17 protein-coding genes and 1 riboswitch are annotated in these 15,661 nt (G+C 47.3%); of the genes, 13 read left to right on the top strand and 4 right to left on the bottom strand.

The annotated features are described in order from the left end of the window. Window positions 1-52: 52 nt before the first annotated feature. Window positions 53-199 carry a hypothetical protein gene (locus G344_RS12000; RefSeq protein WP_169718813.1) on the bottom strand — a complete coding sequence of 49 codons (147 nt, stop codon included), beginning with the start codon at window positions 197-199 and terminating at the stop codon, window positions 53-55. 100 nt (window positions 200-299) lie between these two features. Between G344_RS12000 and G344_RS12140 the strand changes: the two genes are divergently transcribed. Continuing rightward, entirely contained in the window at window positions 300-416 is a 117-nt protein-coding gene (locus G344_RS12140; RefSeq protein ID WP_244869501.1) for an NAD(P)H-dependent oxidoreductase, read from the top strand. 229 nt (window positions 417-645) lie between these two features. On the opposite strand, the gene G344_RS0105960 is transcribed toward G344_RS12140, so the two are convergent. Next, window positions 646-1,587, bottom strand: coding sequence for a Dyp-type peroxidase (locus G344_RS0105960; RefSeq protein WP_028255409.1), 942 nt, complete (start codon window positions 1,585-1,587; stop codon window positions 646-648). 318 nt (window positions 1,588-1,905) lie between these two features. Then, window positions 1,906-2,009: riboswitch (SAM riboswitch) on the top strand. 227 nt (window positions 2,010-2,236) lie between these two features. Between G344_RS0105960 and G344_RS0105955 the strand changes: the two genes are divergently transcribed. Genes G344_RS0105955 through G344_RS0105945 form a run of 3 tightly spaced genes read left to right on the top strand, consistent with a single transcriptional unit; the run spans window position 2,237 to window position 4,418 of the window. Then, on the top strand, window positions 2,237-3,355 hold the full coding sequence (locus G344_RS0105955; RefSeq protein ID WP_028255408.1) for a 5-methyltetrahydropteroyltriglutamate--homocysteine S-methyltransferase: 1,119 nt from the start codon (window positions 2,237-2,239) through the stop codon (window positions 3,353-3,355). Further along, window positions 3,349-4,083, top strand: coding sequence for an AzlC family ABC transporter permease (locus G344_RS10830; protein ID WP_051245801.1), 735 nt, complete (start codon window positions 3,349-3,351; stop codon window positions 4,081-4,083). Before G344_RS0105955 ends, G344_RS10830 begins: the two co-directional genes overlap by 7 nt. Next, window positions 4,080-4,418: a branched-chain amino acid transporter permease gene (locus tag G344_RS0105945; protein ID WP_028255407.1), complete on the top strand. Its 339-nt coding sequence runs from the start codon at window positions 4,080-4,082 to the stop codon at window positions 4,416-4,418. Before G344_RS10830 ends, G344_RS0105945 begins: the two co-directional genes overlap by 4 nt. 251 nt (window positions 4,419-4,669) lie before the next feature. Here the strand turns inward: G344_RS0105945 and G344_RS10825 are convergent, their stop codons facing one another. Next, window positions 4,670-5,008 (bottom strand): Rossmann-fold NAD(P)-binding domain-containing protein, encoded by a 339-nt coding sequence (locus tag G344_RS10825; RefSeq protein ID WP_051245799.1) that lies wholly within the window; start codon window positions 5,006-5,008, stop codon window positions 4,670-4,672. A 102-nt stretch (window positions 5,009-5,110) separates the two neighbouring features. Between G344_RS10825 and G344_RS11925 the strand changes: the two genes are divergently transcribed. After that, window positions 5,111-5,287: a hypothetical protein gene (locus G344_RS11925; RefSeq protein ID WP_156886158.1), complete on the top strand. Its 177-nt coding sequence runs from the start codon at window positions 5,111-5,113 to the stop codon at window positions 5,285-5,287. A gap of 175 nt (window positions 5,288-5,462) precedes the next feature. Next, window positions 5,463-6,626 carry an iron-containing alcohol dehydrogenase gene (locus G344_RS0105930; RefSeq protein ID WP_028255406.1) on the top strand — a complete coding sequence of 388 codons (1,164 nt, stop codon included), beginning with the start codon at window positions 5,463-5,465 and terminating at the stop codon, window positions 6,624-6,626. Window positions 6,627-6,833: 207 nt separating this feature from the next. On the opposite strand, the gene guaC is transcribed toward G344_RS0105930, so the two are convergent. After that, window positions 6,834-7,820: a GMP reductase gene (guaC, locus tag G344_RS0105925; protein ID WP_028255405.1), complete on the bottom strand. Its 987-nt coding sequence runs from the start codon at window positions 7,818-7,820 to the stop codon at window positions 6,834-6,836. 223 nt (window positions 7,821-8,043) lie between these two features. On the opposite strand from guaC, the gene thiT reads away from it, so the two are divergent. From thiT to G344_RS12285, 7 genes are all read left to right on the top strand, one after another. Beyond that, on the top strand, window positions 8,044-8,616 hold the full coding sequence (gene thiT / locus G344_RS0105920; RefSeq protein ID WP_244869500.1) for an energy-coupled thiamine transporter ThiT: 573 nt from the start codon (window positions 8,044-8,046) through the stop codon (window positions 8,614-8,616). Between the two features lie 68 nt (window positions 8,617-8,684). Continuing rightward, entirely contained in the window at window positions 8,685-9,953 is a 1,269-nt protein-coding gene (locus tag G344_RS0105915; RefSeq protein ID WP_028255403.1) for a molybdopterin-guanine dinucleotide biosynthesis protein MobB, read from the top strand. 548 nt (window positions 9,954-10,501) lie between these two features. After that, window positions 10,502-12,847 carry a formate dehydrogenase subunit alpha gene (gene fdhF / locus G344_RS10820; RefSeq protein ID WP_083963076.1) on the top strand — a complete coding sequence of 782 codons (2,346 nt, stop codon included), beginning with the start codon at window positions 10,502-10,504 and terminating at the stop codon, window positions 12,845-12,847. Further along, entirely contained in the window at window positions 12,844-13,371 is a 528-nt protein-coding gene (locus G344_RS0105905) for a 4Fe-4S dicluster domain-containing protein (RefSeq protein WP_028255402.1), read from the top strand. Before fdhF ends, G344_RS0105905 begins: the two co-directional genes overlap by 4 nt. Then, entirely contained in the window at window positions 13,371-13,847 is a 477-nt protein-coding gene (locus G344_RS10815; protein WP_051245796.1) for a 4Fe-4S dicluster domain-containing protein, read from the top strand. The genes G344_RS0105905 and G344_RS10815 overlap by 1 nt, the downstream gene beginning before the upstream one ends. Before the next feature lie 97 nt (window positions 13,848-13,944). After that, on the top strand, window positions 13,945-15,180 hold the full coding sequence (locus tag G344_RS0105895; protein ID WP_038155099.1) for a molybdopterin molybdotransferase MoeA: 1,236 nt from the start codon (window positions 13,945-13,947) through the stop codon (window positions 15,178-15,180). Window positions 15,181-15,571: 391 nt separating this feature from the next. Next, on the top strand, window positions 15,572-15,661 hold a 90-nt coding region (locus G344_RS12285; RefSeq protein WP_420864499.1), incomplete at its 3' end, for a transposase-like zinc-binding domain-containing protein.

The following is a 15,661-nucleotide window of genomic DNA, read 5'->3' as shown; positions in this document are numbered from 1 at the left end:
AGCACAGCCGTTATTCTTCATGAATTAACGGATACTCTACGATGAAATCCGTTTAGTGAACGATGGCATAGTAAATCACATATACCCAGCCGAGAATCCCGTGGAAAATAGCCCAAGGAATCGAATGCCAGTTGGCATAGCTAATGACTAATGCCAAGGCAGTACCAAAGGAAATCCCATTTTTTACAATGCTGTTCATACTACTACCTCCTATACAGATGATGTACTTAGTTTTATCTTTCATTTATATACTTCGACAGACGGAGATGAAAGTCCTTTTATTTAGGGATGTGTTAGGGATGGTAGTAGCATTTAACGGAAGTCCAAAAGCAAAAGGCAATACGTATCACGCGATTCGAATGGTAGCGGATGAACCGGAAGCAGAAGAAAAAGTATTTACACAATTTATTCGATGAAGAGAACATATACTTAATAAAAATAGTTGGAGTTGCTAGAAAAAGCCAGTCAATAGGAGGCTAGGAAGATAGTCTGAAGAACCTCGTGTATGAAGCAGTTTTGTGAGTTGCATCATACAAGACTGCTGTTAGTAAAAAAGTCCCGACCTAATTTAGGCGGGACTTTTTTAGTTACTGACCGATAGGTGTTGGCTATCTAGTAATAGTTATTAGCAATATATTTTATGTATCATAACTCGCCTTCGGCGATGGCATCGAGCACGTCTCGCGAAGGAATAAAGAAGAGGGCACCGGTAACGGGCGTGCTGTAATCCAAAAGTTTATCGTTTTGCGTAAACATGTTGGTCAGCATTTGTTTAGTTACATCCCAGTAACGGGCGTAGCCGATGAAGTAGGTACCGGTTTCATTCTGTCCCGGATTGGAGAAGGGCACGTTCATGCGCACAATTTTATGTTCTTTACCATCGCGATTATCTTGGGCGATGATGTTGTGAGCATGTGGATCTTTTTCGTCATCGTCCAGTTCGATGTCGCTGAACTTGCGGCGACCGATGACTTTCTCTTGCATGTCCGTCGGTAAGGATTTCCACGCATCCATATCGTGGATATATTTTTGCGCAAACGCATAAGAGCCACCGGCAAAATCGGAATCTTCATCGCCGACGATGCCCCATTCGGCGGCTTCATCACCTACCGGATTTTCGGTACCGTCAATGAAACCGATAATAGCCCGGCCTTCAAAATAGCGGAAGCCATGTGTTTCGTCGACTACATCGGTTACAGGACGAAGGAAATCCATAATCTGGTCGCACACTTCGTATACGACAGCTTCGTCAGTAGCGCGAAGATGGAGGAACAAGTCCGCCGGGGTAGATACGGCTGTGTGGCGATCGCCTTTAATTTCTTGGAAGGTTTCTAATTCTTTTGGCTTCTTGGCACCGGGGAAGAGATACTCCCATGCATCATTACTAAAGCCAAAGGCAATTTTTAAATTTGCATATTCTGCGCGAATGTTCATGGAACGCTGAATCCCCTGAATGCGATCGGCCATATCGGCGATAACCTCTTTTTCCGCCGGCTGGTCCTTACGATGTAATTTGAGCATTAAAAAAATCACGCTGCTCCCTGCGTCTTTGTACACGTCTTGTGAATTATGCAATGCCACTCCCATTGCTAATCCCTCCTTTGCTGTTTTTATTTTCCATTTTACTGTTAGATAGATAAATTGAGTTTTGTTATCAATATATCCTATAAATTAATTATAATACGGGATAAAGGGAAGTCAAGGAAGTAACGAGTGTAAGTAACTGTTTTTGTAGAATATAAATTTATGTATGGTGTATATTATACGGAGGGAGAGTGATTCACAAAAATAAAAAGATACCAACCGCGCCTCATCCTTCCTTTACGGCAAAACAATTTGACAAAACTTTTCAAATACAGTATCATGTAGAAACAGTGATACATCGTTGTATTACCAACTACATACAGATCATCAAGAGCAGTGGAGGGAATGGCCCTGTGAAGCTGCGGCAACCTGCCTGAGTCGGGCAAGGTGCCAATTCCAGTAGGCTTTGACCTAGCAGATGATGGCTATCAGACGTTATCTGTGAGGATAACGCTTTTTTTATATTCTTACGAATGGGTACTGCTACGTGTATGCAGTGGAAAAGAAGGGAATATGAGGAGCCTGTTACGGCAGCCGTTGGAATAGGAACACAGGGGGCACTGGTTGGCTAACCAAGATGATTTGCCAAGTAGAGAGAAAAGAGACCGAATGTATAAGGTAGCACAGGACTACCGGTAAAGGAGAGATGACAATGAGTACAGCTATTGAAAAAGGACCGTTCCGTTATGATATCGTAGGCAGCTTTTTGCGTACGCCGGAAATCAAAGAAGCCCGTCAGGCTTTTGAAGCCGGTACACTCGATAAAGCCGGCCTTCGCAAGGTAGAAAACGAAGAAATTGCTAAGTTGGTCGATAAAGAATTGGCCGTAGGCCTCAAGGCTGTTACGGATGGTGAATATCGTCGTAGCTTCTGGCATCTTGATTTCCTTGAAAATCTCAAGGGGATTACTCATGTAAAGGCCGATGCATGGTCGGTAAAATTTAAATCTCATCAGCCGAAGGCGGTAACCATTGAGATTACCGATACGATTGATTTCGAAGATCATCCGTTTGTGGAGGATTTCAAAGAGTTTAATGCTATCGTGAATAATCGCGCCGTAGCTAAAATGACAATTCCTTCACCGTCCATGTTACATTTGATTTGTTGTGTGCGAAACGAACATTTTACATTGCCGGCTTGCTACAACAGCGAAGATGAAATTTTTGAAGATATTGCCAAGGCATACAAAAAAGCATTACATGCGTTCTATGAAGCCGGCTGCCGTTATTTACAGCTAGATGACACATCATGGGGCGAATTCTGTGATGCGGAAAAACGTAAGGCCTATGCAGCACGCGGCATTGATGTAGATAAAGTAGGTCAGAAGTACGTGGAAGTAATCAATAAAGTATTGGAAGATAAGCCGGCTGATTTGACGGTGACCATGCATATTTGTCGCGGTAATTTCCGCTCCACTTGGTTCTCCTCCGGCGGCTATGATCCAATCGCGCCGATTCTCTTTGCTCATTGCAAGGTAGACGGTTTCTTCCTCGAATACGATTCCGACCGTGCCGGTGGCTTCACGCCGTTACGTCATATTAAAGACCAGAAGGTCGTATTAGGTTTGGTTACTTCTAAGTTTGCAGATCTTGAAAAAGAAGAAGATATTATTGAAAGAATTAACGAAGCAACGCTGTATGTTCCTAAAGAACAGCTTTGTATCAGCCCACAGTGCGGCTTTGCTTCCACCGAAGAGGGCAATGCAATTACCGATGAAGATCAGTGGAAAAAACTGAGTCTTCTCAAATCCATTGCGGAAAAAGTTTGGTAAAGAGAAGCGCTTTTGGTTACGCGTTTCCGTTAACAGTTCCAATTTGTGCGGGGTTCCTGTTCCTGGGCATATCCTACGGGCTCTATGCGACGGGACAGGGACTTCCTGCGTTTTTGCCGGTTTTGATGAGTGCTACCATCTTTGCAGGGTCCATGGAATTCGTAACGGTGGCGTTGCTGACAGCGCCATTCGATCCGTTAGGTGCATTCCTGCTGACCCTATTGGTGAATGCACGTCATATCTTTTATGGTTTATCCATGGTAACGGCCTATCGCGGTACAGGATGGAAGAAGATTCCCCTCATTTACGGTATGTGCGATGAAAGCTTTGCCATCAATGCAACGACAAAGATCCCCGATACGATAGATAAAGGCTGGTTTTATCTGCATGTGACATGGCTTAATTATTTGTATTGGGTTGGCGGTGTTGCGCTGGGCAGCTTTGGCGGCAAGCTGATTACGATTAGCCTGAAAGGGATTGAGTTTGTATTGACGGCATTATTTGCCGTATTGTTCTTGGAGCTGCTGCTCACGGCGGGAAAGCGCCTGTATTGCTATTTAGGCTTTGGCATTACAGCGGCTTGGCTGCTCGCAGTCGGACCGGAACGATTTATGATTCCTGCCATGATTACTATTGTCGTGGTTTTTCTAAGTATGCGGCGCTATAAAAGAAGCGCAAGTCATGATAGTCAACCGAAGACGGAAGCAAAGGAGGATCCGCAGGTATGATACAACACTTGGATTGGCATGTGTATGTTACGATTGCCGTTGTTGTGCTCGGCACCATACTAACGCGGGTGATTTCCTTTGTGCTCTTTGCCAATCGAGCTAAGCCACCGGCGGTGGTGCAATATTTAGGTGATGTATTGCCGGGAGCCGTTATGGGTCTGTTGGTGGTGTATTCGTTAAAAGACTTAACGATAACAAGCTATCCCTATGGCATTCCGGAAGCTATCGCATTAGCCGTGCTGGTCATTCTTCATGTGTATAAACGAAATTTGCTCCTTAGTATTGCAGTAGGGACGATTCTTTATATGGTGTTGGTGCAAACCGTGTTTGCTTAAGTGCTTTTATAAAATGACCTAACACATACGAATACAAATAAAAGGCTGTATGCCTCATGGTACTTGTTACTTTGAACGAGAACGTAACAAAAAGAGATACCATGGGACATACAGCCTTTTATTATTTTTATTCTTGCGCGTTTATATAGTTATGTCGTTAGTTATTTAGTTGTATAGATAGTTACTTGGTTACACAGAGGTGTGCTTACATACCTGTAGACCTTGTTATTTATCGGTCTCTACCGGGTGAGTTACCGTGTACGCGGTGCTTGAAATTCCTGCGGATGATAGCGATACACCGTAGGCTGATTGGGGATGGGAAGCTGCGCCTTTTCAATCATGACGGTGGCAATTTGTTTACCGTCGGACGGTTGAAAGCGTGAGAGACGGCGACTGGCGATGCGATCGAACAGCCATGCAGCACTGCGTTCTACTGGGCGAGAGTCACCGCGTTCGCCAATGATGAGAAAGGGGTGTGCAATCTGCAGACTATCATAATAGAGAGCGGCAATGGCTGCTTCCGTATCACCTTTGGCTTTGAAATAGCGCAGCGGCGAATGAGGATCGGCGCCGATAGCGGATACCAGCACAAAGCGTTTAACTCCGGCGCGACGACCCCAACGGGCAACGGCAAATGAATTAAAAATAATGAGTTAAAAGTTATTGACTAAAAGTGAGAAAGGATGTCAACAATGAAAACATATGATACACTATACATTAACGGAACATGGCAAGAAGGACATAGTCAGTATACCTTAACGAATACCAATCCGTTTACCGATGAAGCCTTATATAGCTATCGAGCAGCGGATACCACCGATGTGGATGCAGCCTATGAAGCAGTCCGGCTTAGGTCGTACCAATGGTGAATGGGTCATCGAAAAATTTACGGAAGAACGTTGGATCAGTGTGAATCGTTGATGCTAATTAGTGACAGCATCAATCGGTACGCGTAGATGTATTTGTTGAGCGAGAGGGTATCGTTCGCCTGCTGGTAGTAGGTAGTCGAGAGGAGCAGGCGTAATAGAGGAAAGGAGTTTTACTATGAATTTTGATTTTACATATTATACACCGACAAAAATTTATTTCGGCCGCAATGCGTTGACAAATCTGCGGACAGAATTACCGAAGTACGGACCGACAGTGCTTATGGTATACGGTCGCAACTCCATTAAGAAGAACGGTTTATACGATACCATTATGGAGTATATGAAGGAAGCGGGCAAAACGGTAGTAGAGCTGTCCGGGGTTATGTCCAATCCGACGGCGGACAAGCTTCGAGAAGGTGTAGATCTGGCACGCAAGCACAAGGTAGACGTAGTGCTTGCCGTAGGCGGCGGCTCCGTTGTGGACTGCTCCAAAGGCATTGCTGCCAGTGCTAAGGCAGACGGCGATGTGTTTACGCGTTTTTGGGTAAATCAAGAGGACGTGACCAATGATACTTTGCCGGTAGCAGCGGTGGTAACGATGTCGGGTACCGGATCGGAAATGAATACGGGCTCTGTCATTACCGATACGGCGACAAAGCAGAAAATCGGCCGCATCTTTGATGAACGCTTGGCACCGCGCTTTTCTATCCTTAATCCGGAATACACAATGACCTTGCCGGAATACCAAATGAAGAGCGGTATTTTCGATACCTTCTCCCATTTGATGGAACAGTACTTCTCCGATACGGAAGTAACTACGGGAGATTATATGAATGAAGGCTTGATGCGCGGCCTTATTGCCAATGCCCGTAAAGCGGTGGCAAATCCGACGGATTATGAAGCACGCAGCAATTTGATGTGGACAGCTACGGTGGCGTTGAATGGGATTGTAGGTCTCAGCAAGAGCCATGATTGGAATGTTCACGGCATCGAGCATCAAATCGGAGCCTATACGGGTTGTGCGCATGGCATGGGCTTAGCGGCTATTTCTCCGACCTATTATCGCTATATTTATAAACATGGGTTACCGCGCTTCGTTGCCTTTGCACGCAATGTGTGGGATATTTGCGATGACAGCCTTAGCGATGAAGAAGTAGCACTGGCCGGTATCGATGCACTGGAAAATTTTATGCGCGAATGCGGTATGTATCCGACATTGACCGAACTGGGTGTTACTGAAGACATGATCGACGATATTGCTAACACAGCTGCTATTTACGGCGGTTATAAAAAAGTAAGTCCTGCAGAGGTAGCAGACATTTTGCGAGAATCTATGTAAGCAGGCGACAGCGACAAATAAAAACCGCTATACCATCTAGGCTGACCTAGGGTATAGCGGTTTTCGTTTGCATATCGTTTGTCTATGTAAATGATAGTTATATCTATGCTTGCTTAATTAATGATTGTAATTATAATCAATTAATTGTTATATTCAGTGTCTCTTCGGTAGACGATGAGTATACCGGTTGTCTATCCGACGATTTGATTAACGGTCGCCGTTGAAGATGGAGTTCTTAACGATAACGTAATCAACCTTGCGGATGGCATTCAAATTGGTGCCGCCGGCATAGGAAATAGAGGACTGCAAATCCTGTTCCATTTCCGTCAAGGTGTCGAACAAGCTGCCTTTGGAAGGAATGTACATTTTTTTGCCTTCTACATTTTTGCGTTCACCTTTCTGATGTTCGGAAGCACTGCCGAAATATTCTTTGTACGGCTTGCCATCGATTTCAACGGTTTTACCCGGTGATTCTACATGACCGGCAAAGAGGGACCCGATCATAACGAGGGTAGCACCGAAGCGAATGGACTTGGCAATGTCGCCGTGATCGCGGATACCGCCGTCGGCAATAATCGGCTTGGTAGCGGCTTTGGCGCACCAACGAACAGCGGAAAGCTGCCAACCGCCGGTACCGAAACCGGTTTTTAATTTGGTAATGCATACTTTACCCGGTCCAATACCCACCTTGGTAGCATCGGCACCGGCATTTTCCAATTCGCGAACGGCTTCCGGAGTGCCTACATTACCGGCGATAACAAAGCTGCCCGGTAACTGTTCTTTAATGTGGCGAATCATGTCGATGACGCGGTTGGAATGACCATGCGCAATATCAATGGTAATATATTCCGGAGTGAGACCGGCGTCCTTTAATTCCTGTACGAACTTGAATTCGTCCGGCTTAACCCCGATGCTGATGGAGGCAAACAAACCGGCTTCCTTCATGCGTTTTACAAAGGCCAAGCGCGTATGCGGATGAAAGCGGTGCATAATGTAGAAGTAGTTACCGCGGGCCAATTTTTCAGCCAAGTCTTCGTCGATAATGGTCTGCATGTTTGCCGGTACAACCGGTAAGCGGAAGGTGCGATCGCCGAGCTTGATGCTGGTGTCGCATTGGCTGCGGCTGTCAACGATACATTTATTAGGAATCAGTTGTATATCTTCATAGTCAAAAATATTAGTTGTATTAATCATTGGTTGCCTCCTTGTAATAACAAAACAATCCATTAAGCATTATACAAAAGAAGCCCCACTTTGACAAGAGTAAAACCCGAACATTTTAAAATATTTTAATAATAATATTAGGATAATGACGAATGATGAGGTACTATGACAAAAATTCACTTTTACTATTCAAGACAATAGCGTATAATGTGAGTAATCTTTTAGTTGGCTTAGTAGTTGGGAGGCGCATACTATGACTACGGCAAATATGGTGAAAACACCAAACACGGTAAGCAAAGCAAATACACGGATGTTGGTTGAGGCAGGACTGGCAATTGCCATTGCCTATGTATTACATTTTGTAGTGCTCTTTCAAATGCCACAAGGCGGATCGGTAAATGCAGCTAACATGGTGCCGTTATTTATTTTCGCTTTGCGATGGGGCGGTAAGGCCGGAATGCTTACCGGCGCCGTGTACGGATTGGTAGCGTTTCTCTTGGGATTCAAGTTTAGCCTGCATCCGCTTAGTATTATTTTGGATTACATTGTTGGCTTTGGCGCCTTAGGGGTAGCCGGTTTCTTCGGCGACAGTCGCCCGGCAGCAATTATCGGTTCCTTCACGGGCTGCACGCTGCGCTGGTTATCGTCCGTTATCAGCGGAGCCGTTGTGTTTGCTTCCTATGCACCGGCCGGACAAAATCCGTGGGTGTACTCGATTGTGTATAATGCAACCTATATGATTCCGGAAATGCTCATTAACGGATTGGTTATTGTTTTATTCTATACACAGATTATGAAAGGTATTAATAGTGTTACCAAACGATAATATTAATAGTGTTACCAAACGATAACATAGACGTATACGTTTAATTACACTGAAAGGAGTCTACCACCATGACGGGATTGGGATGTATGATGGTAGCCGGCGGCATGAGTACACGGATGGGACGCGATAAGGCATCGCTTCCGTGGATGGATGGGACCTTACTGTCTTCACTTGCGATGAGGGCGGTAAGGTCATATTCATTTACACACCTTTGTGTGGTCATCAATCGACCGCTGGCAAAAACAGAATGGCCGGGAAGAGTTTGGCCCGTAACAAAAAGCAGAGGACTGTTACGAGGCGATGCCTGCATAGTGCCGACAACAGAAGGAAGGATGTATCGGTGGCAACCGCCGGACAGTGAACGCATTATTTCTATGCTGGTCGTAAGCGATCGCTTCAAAGCGTGCGGTCCCTTAGCCGGCGTAGAGGCGGGGCTGGGAGCAATTACCGCTATAGCCGATGCAGGGGAAGCGGCACTGCCGGACTATTATTTGACCGTGTCGGTAGATATGCCGTTTTACGAACCGGATCCCATTGTCTTAGCCCAATGGCAAACGGCTACGTTAGCACCGAATGCATCTGACACACCGTATATCGTCATGCCCAAGCAAGCGGACGGCCGTCTGCAACCGCTGGCCGCCATCTATCATCGGCAGTGCGGGAAGATAGCCGGTAGGTTATTGGAAAAGGGCGAACGCCGGATGCAATCGTTAGTAGCCGTTGTGCCGACCGTCTATGTGCCGATTGCCAATGACAATAGGCGCTACCGCAATGTGAATACACCGCTGGCATATAAGGAAGCTTTGGCATACGCGATTAATCGGACGCGCACAGTACCTATCGTGACCGTTACCGCCAATCGTTCAAAAACGGGAAAGACGCGAGTGGCCACCGAATTAATTCGCCAGCTGACAAGTCAGGGCATGAAGGTGGGCCTGGTAAAAAGTGACGGTCATGGATTTACCATGGATTATGCTGATACGGATACGGGAAAAGCAACGGCAGCAGGCGCTGCGGCAGTGGCCATTAGCGGACCGAACGGGTACGCCTTGTTGCAGCATACGCCGTCGAAAGATAGCTTGCTTACACTAGCCCAAGGTATGAAGGCGGACGTGGCGTTGTTGGAAAGTCGTCATCACGGATCCTTTCCGAAGATTGCTGTTCTTCGCCAAGGGCATATGGAGGAATTGCCGTGCGAGCCGCAAGAGATACTGGCCATAGTCAGTGACGGACCACGTCCACTGCCGGAGACGGCATGTCGGTATTTCTCCTTTGATGAAGGGGACGCTTTGGCAACGTGGTTACTGGAACGAGATATTTTTGGACGAAGACAGTAGAGTCATTGTACGTACCGAAGAGGAAATGAGGTATGCATACCGAGCAGAAAATGAGTTATGCATACCGAGCAGAAAATGAGTTATGCATACAAATCAGGAAACGAGTTATACATACAAATCAGGAAACGAGTTATACATACTGGATACAAACAATAGGTAGCCATCATATCGAAAAGTCATAGGAGAGCGGTTACTTATCTATGAAAATTAAGAATATATAAGTTGCACAGAATAGTTGCAAAAATAGAAATACAGATATACAATAAACGCATGTAATAATTTATGTTTATATATTTATTAATTATTTATAACAATCTAAATCATTGATTAGAAAATAGATAATTGTAAATCATAAACATAAGGAACATGCGTTTTTTAGTATCTATACAATCAGTACGACCGGTAGAAGCAGCACGATAGCAAGGGCAGTGCGATGAATAAGACCGGCAGATGGGCAGGACCGGCACAATCAGTATGTTCGGTAGGCCTGTACGATGAGTAAGAACGCAGTCGTGTATGATGGATTCAAGTGAAAAGAGGTAAGGGATATGGAACAGGGCTACAAGACAGTGCGAACAGTATGTCCTTATTGCGGTGCCGGCTGTCACATTGCATTAACCGTAGATACGGTACATAATCGCATAGTGAAGGCCACCGGTGCGAATGGACGGACGAATGAAGGCCGCTTGTGTTTAAAGGGATATTACGGCTGGGATTACTTGACCGATCCGCAGCTGTTGACGAAGCGGTTGCGGTATCCTATGATTCGTAAAGGCGGTAAAGGCAGTCCGTTAGAACGGGTGAGCTGGGAGGAAGCCATTCAATATACGGCGGAGCGCTTACAGGCCATCATCAAGGAATACGGACCGGATGCAGTGATGGGCGCCGGTTCGGCGCGCGGTCCCGGAAATGAAGCCGGGTATATTACACAGAAATTTATGCGTGCCTGCATCGGCACGAACAATGTGGATCACTGCGCACGCATTTGTCATGCCGCTTCCGTAACGGGCTTGCGCGCTTCCATCGGTGAAGGAGCCATGTCCGTCAGTGTACCGGAAATCGAAGATGCAGAGGTTATTTTTAACATTGGCTATAATGCGGCGACGTCGCATCCCATTGTGGCCAGACGCGTGGTGAAAGCCAAGGCTAAGGGGGCAAAAATTATTTGTGTGGATCCGCAGATTACGGAAACGGCACGCATTGCGGACATTCATTTGCAAATTAAAGGCGGTACGAATTTGGCGCTCCTCAATGCCATGGCGTACACAATGATTGAAGAAGGCTTAGTGGACGAAGCGTTTGTAAAGGCGCACACGGAAGGCTTTGAAGACTATGCGAAGGCGCTCGGTGGCTACGCGCCGGAAGCGATGGCATCGATTATCGGCGTACCGGCAGAGATGATACGCCGGGCAGCACGGTTATTTGCTTCATCAAAGCACACCGTTACGCTGTGGGGCATGGGCATTACGCAATTTGCGCAAGGCGTGGACAGCGTGATTGCTTGCTCAAATTTGTCACTTCTTACCGGCAACTACGGGCATCGAGCTACCGGCGTAGGCCCGGTGCGAGGACAAAATAATGTACAAGGCACCTGCGATATGGGCGTATTGCCGGATGTGTATCCCGGATATCAACGGGTAGACGATCCGAAGGCACGCGCTAAATTTGAAAAGGCCTGGGGTGTCACCTTACCGGCCACACCGGGGTTGCCATTGACGTTGGTGCCGGAGAAAATTCTCCGTGAAACAGATCCGAAAAAGCAAATTCATGCCTATTACATTGTAGGCGAAGACCCGGCTCAGTCCGATCCGGATTTAACGGAGATTCGCGAAGCACTCAGCGCCTGCGATTTCGTGGTCATTCAAGATATTTTCATGAATAAGACGGCGGAGTTTGCCGATGTGGTGCTGCCGGCGACGGCCTGGGGTGAGCATGATGCGGTATATAGTAGCTGTGATCGTGGGTTTCAGCGCGTGCGTAAAGCAATCGAACCCGTGGGTGAAGCTTGGCCGGATTGGAAGATTCAATGCGCAGTGGCGACGGCGATGGGGTACCCTATGAGCTATACATCAACGCAGGAAATTTGGGATGAAATGCGCAGCCTGTCACCTAAATTCTACGGTGCAACCTATGAAAAAATGGAAGCCCTCGGCGGCGTGCAGTGGCCTTGCGTTGATCCTTCCATGGAGGATAGGGGCACGGAATATCTTCATGAAGGCGGCACTTTTGCTACCGAAAACGGCAAGGGACGCTTGCTCTTTGCGCCGTATAAACCGGTGCATGAAGAGGTAGACAGCGAGTACCCGTTGTCCCTTTGTACCGTCCGTGAGGTAGGTCATTATTCGGTGCGCACCATGACGGGGAACTGTCGTATGCTGAGCAAGCTGGAGGATGAACCGGGCTGGATTGCCATGAACCCTGCAGATTGTAAGCGACTGGGCATTACGACCGGCGACTTAGTGTATGTCCATTCACGGCGCGGCAAAACCATCACACGGTGTTTAGCTACCGAGCGTGCCAAGGAAGGGGCTACCTATATGACCTATCAATGGTGGGTCGGTGCGTGTAACGAATTGACTATCGGCATGTTGGACCCGAAGAGCCGCACGCCGGAATATAAATATTGTGCCGTTCGTGTGGAAGCCATTGCCGATCAAGCGGCCGCGGAAGCCAAGGTAAGCGAGTACTATGAACGCTTGCGGACGCGCATGGGGATTACCGTAAACGACAAAAACGCAAAGGCGACTGCCAAAACAGACACCGCCGGAGCAGCCAATGGTACCATGGCAACAGCACATGCAAAAGCAGCCATGGCAACAACACAGGCAAAGGCAGCTATGGCAACAGCAGTGACAATGAATCCGGCGAAAGAAAGGGAGGTACGTTCGTTATGAATTATTTTGTAAAGGGAAATCCCATGCTATGCATCGGTTGTCGCACCTGCATGGTGGCTTGTGTAGTCGCGCATGAAGGCCCGTCTATTTTTACAATGCATCCCGATGATGCGGACTTTCAACCGCGCATTAAGGTAGTGAAAACAAAAACCATGACAAAAACGGTGCAATGCCATCAATGTGAAAATGCTCCTTGCGCTGCGGTTTGCCCGACCGGGGCGTTATATAAAGAGGCGCACCATATTGCCTTTGAAAACGAGCAGTGTATCGGTTGCAAGCAATGTATGATGGCGTGTCCTTTTGGCGCCATTACTATGGCAGCGCCTGATGAAAAGGGACGGCGTGTGGCGCATAAGTGTGATTTGTGCACGTCAACGGCAGAAGGAGCACCGGCCTGTGTGTCGCATTGCCCTACTGAGGCCCTTACCTTTTATACGGAGGATGTACAGCAGCAGAGCCTAACGGACAAACAAGTTCGCTCCGTACGAGCGGCTTCTCGGGTTGCCGGAAAGGAGGGAGTCTAATGAACGCCTTTGTATACTGTGATACATCGCTTTGCATTGGCTGCGGTATGTGTGAACGGCGGTGTATTATGAGTCATGAACAGCTGAGCATCAAGGAAGTTACGTTAGATGAACCGACGCAGCGGCAGCGGTGCAAGAGCTTTCGCCGAGAGGATGTAAAGGGGGTCCTTCACTGTCGTCACTGTGAAAATGCGCCGTGCATGGCAGCGTGTCCGGTAGGAGCTATCGAGCGCCGCACCTGGGACGAAGATGAGAAGGGGCATGGGCAAAGCGGCATCATCGTCAATGAAGACACATGCATCGGCTGCAAGGAGTGCGTGTTGGCCTGTCCTTTCGGTGCCGTATGGATAGCGCCTACGAAGGCGCAGCGCATGGTGGCAACGAAATGTGATTTGTGTGTCACCACCGAAGAAGGAACGCCGGCCTGTGTGAGCGGCTGTCCTAAGAAAGCATTGCGAGTAGTAAGCCTCCGTTGATGGTTGCCGGTGTCACTATATTTTCATGGGCACTGATGATATACTGAATTTATAGGAAGACATGCCACCGACAGTGCGGTGACCAAGGAGGTCTATTGTGAACGGTATAACAGTGGAAGCAGTTCGTCAACGATTGTTGACGGAAGCGGCAACATATAAAAAGAAGACGGAAGAATGCATGCTTGATGAGGCGCTGGGGCGGGTACTCGCTGAAACGGTGACGGCACCTGAAGCAATCCCGGCCTTTGCCAAATCGCCGTATGACGGCTTTGCTTTGCCCTACGAAGCGGGACGGCAACACTTTACGGTGGTGGCGACGATCGGCGCGGGGCAGGTGTATGACGGCGTGGTGGCAAAGGGCGAAGCGGTGCGCATTATGACCGGGGCACCATTGCCGGACGGTTGCGACACCATTGTCATGCAAGAACGTTGTGAGCTGGATGGCCATGCATTAACCGTACGCGGTACTATCACGGAAGGTGACAATATTATCCCCAGCGGCGAAGAATGTGAAGCCGGGGCAGTATTGATGCGCGCCGGTATCGGTATCGGTGCCGGTCAACTGGCGGTGGCTGCCGGCGTAGGCCGCGCATCTGTAACCGTGTACCGCAGGCCGAAGGTGTTACTGTTAACATCGGGCCGTGAAATTATTGCGCCGGGAACGCCGATGACTAAGGGAAAGGTATATAACTCCAATCTGTATATGCTGAAAGGTTTGTTGCAGGAGCAGGGGCTTACGCCATATGCGACATACCATATCAGTGACGATCCGGCGCGACTGGATGAAGAAACGACTATGGTGAAACGGTTAGCTGCCGAGGCGGATGTTATCATCAGTACCGGCGGTGTGTCCGTAGGTCTTTTTGATTCGATGCCGGCCATCTATGAAGCATTGGGAGCGGAAGCCTTGTACGGACGCATTCAAATGCGACCGGGCGCCGCTTCGTACGGTGGGATTATTCGCCGCGATGAAGGTAATCCCGTATTTTGTCTGGGCTTATCAGGCAATCCGACGGCAGCATATAACTCGTTTCAGCTTTTCGTAGTACCACTGCTGCGAACACTGTCCGGCTATGCGGAAGCGTTGCGACCACCGCTGCGCGTGCGCCTTGGCGTAGACATTCATAAAAAAAATCCCTTCGATCGCTATGTGCAAGGCGTTATTGTCAGCGAACAAGGGGAAGGCGTATTTTATCCCAACGAACTATATACCTCCAGTGCCCTGCTGGGCATGGCCAAGACGAATGGGTTGGCCAAACTATTGCAAGGACATACAGACTATGATAAGGGTGACTATGTGGACGTGTTGCCCGTAGCTAATATCACCCTGTAATCGTCACGAATTGATTGTCACAACATGAGCATCACAAATTGATTGTTAGAAAATGATTATTACAAATTGAATACGATGTAACATATAAATGAAAACTAGCACTCCTATACTGTGTAGGGGTGCTAGTTATTTTATTATGTATTCATTGTTTATTAATTACATATTTACTATTTATAAATTACATTGTTTATTAAGAGTTATAGGACAAAAAGTGTGGGTGAAAACCGCTATAAAACCAGTTAAGTACTGGGGTTATAGCGGTTTTATCTTTTTTGGGAGAAGATAAAGGTTGGACAAAAAGTGTGTGTAAAAATATCGATAGGCCCTTGTAAATACTGGCCTAAATAAGGTTATATCTTCCTATACAAAAACAAAAAAGGAGGAATAACATATGAAGCAAGTGATTTGTCCTAATTGCAGTCAAAAATGTATTAGACATGGAGTGTTAAAGTCAGGATCACAGCGATGGTTTTGCAAATCA

This window comes from Veillonella magna DSM 19857, from assembly GCF_000428745.1.
In the GTDB taxonomy this organism is placed as follows: domain Bacteria; phylum Bacillota; class Negativicutes; order Veillonellales; family Veillonellaceae; genus Veillonella_A; species Veillonella_A magna.
The sequence above is the reverse complement of the archived record's forward strand: the minus strand, read 5'-3'. Positions and strand labels throughout refer to the sequence as shown.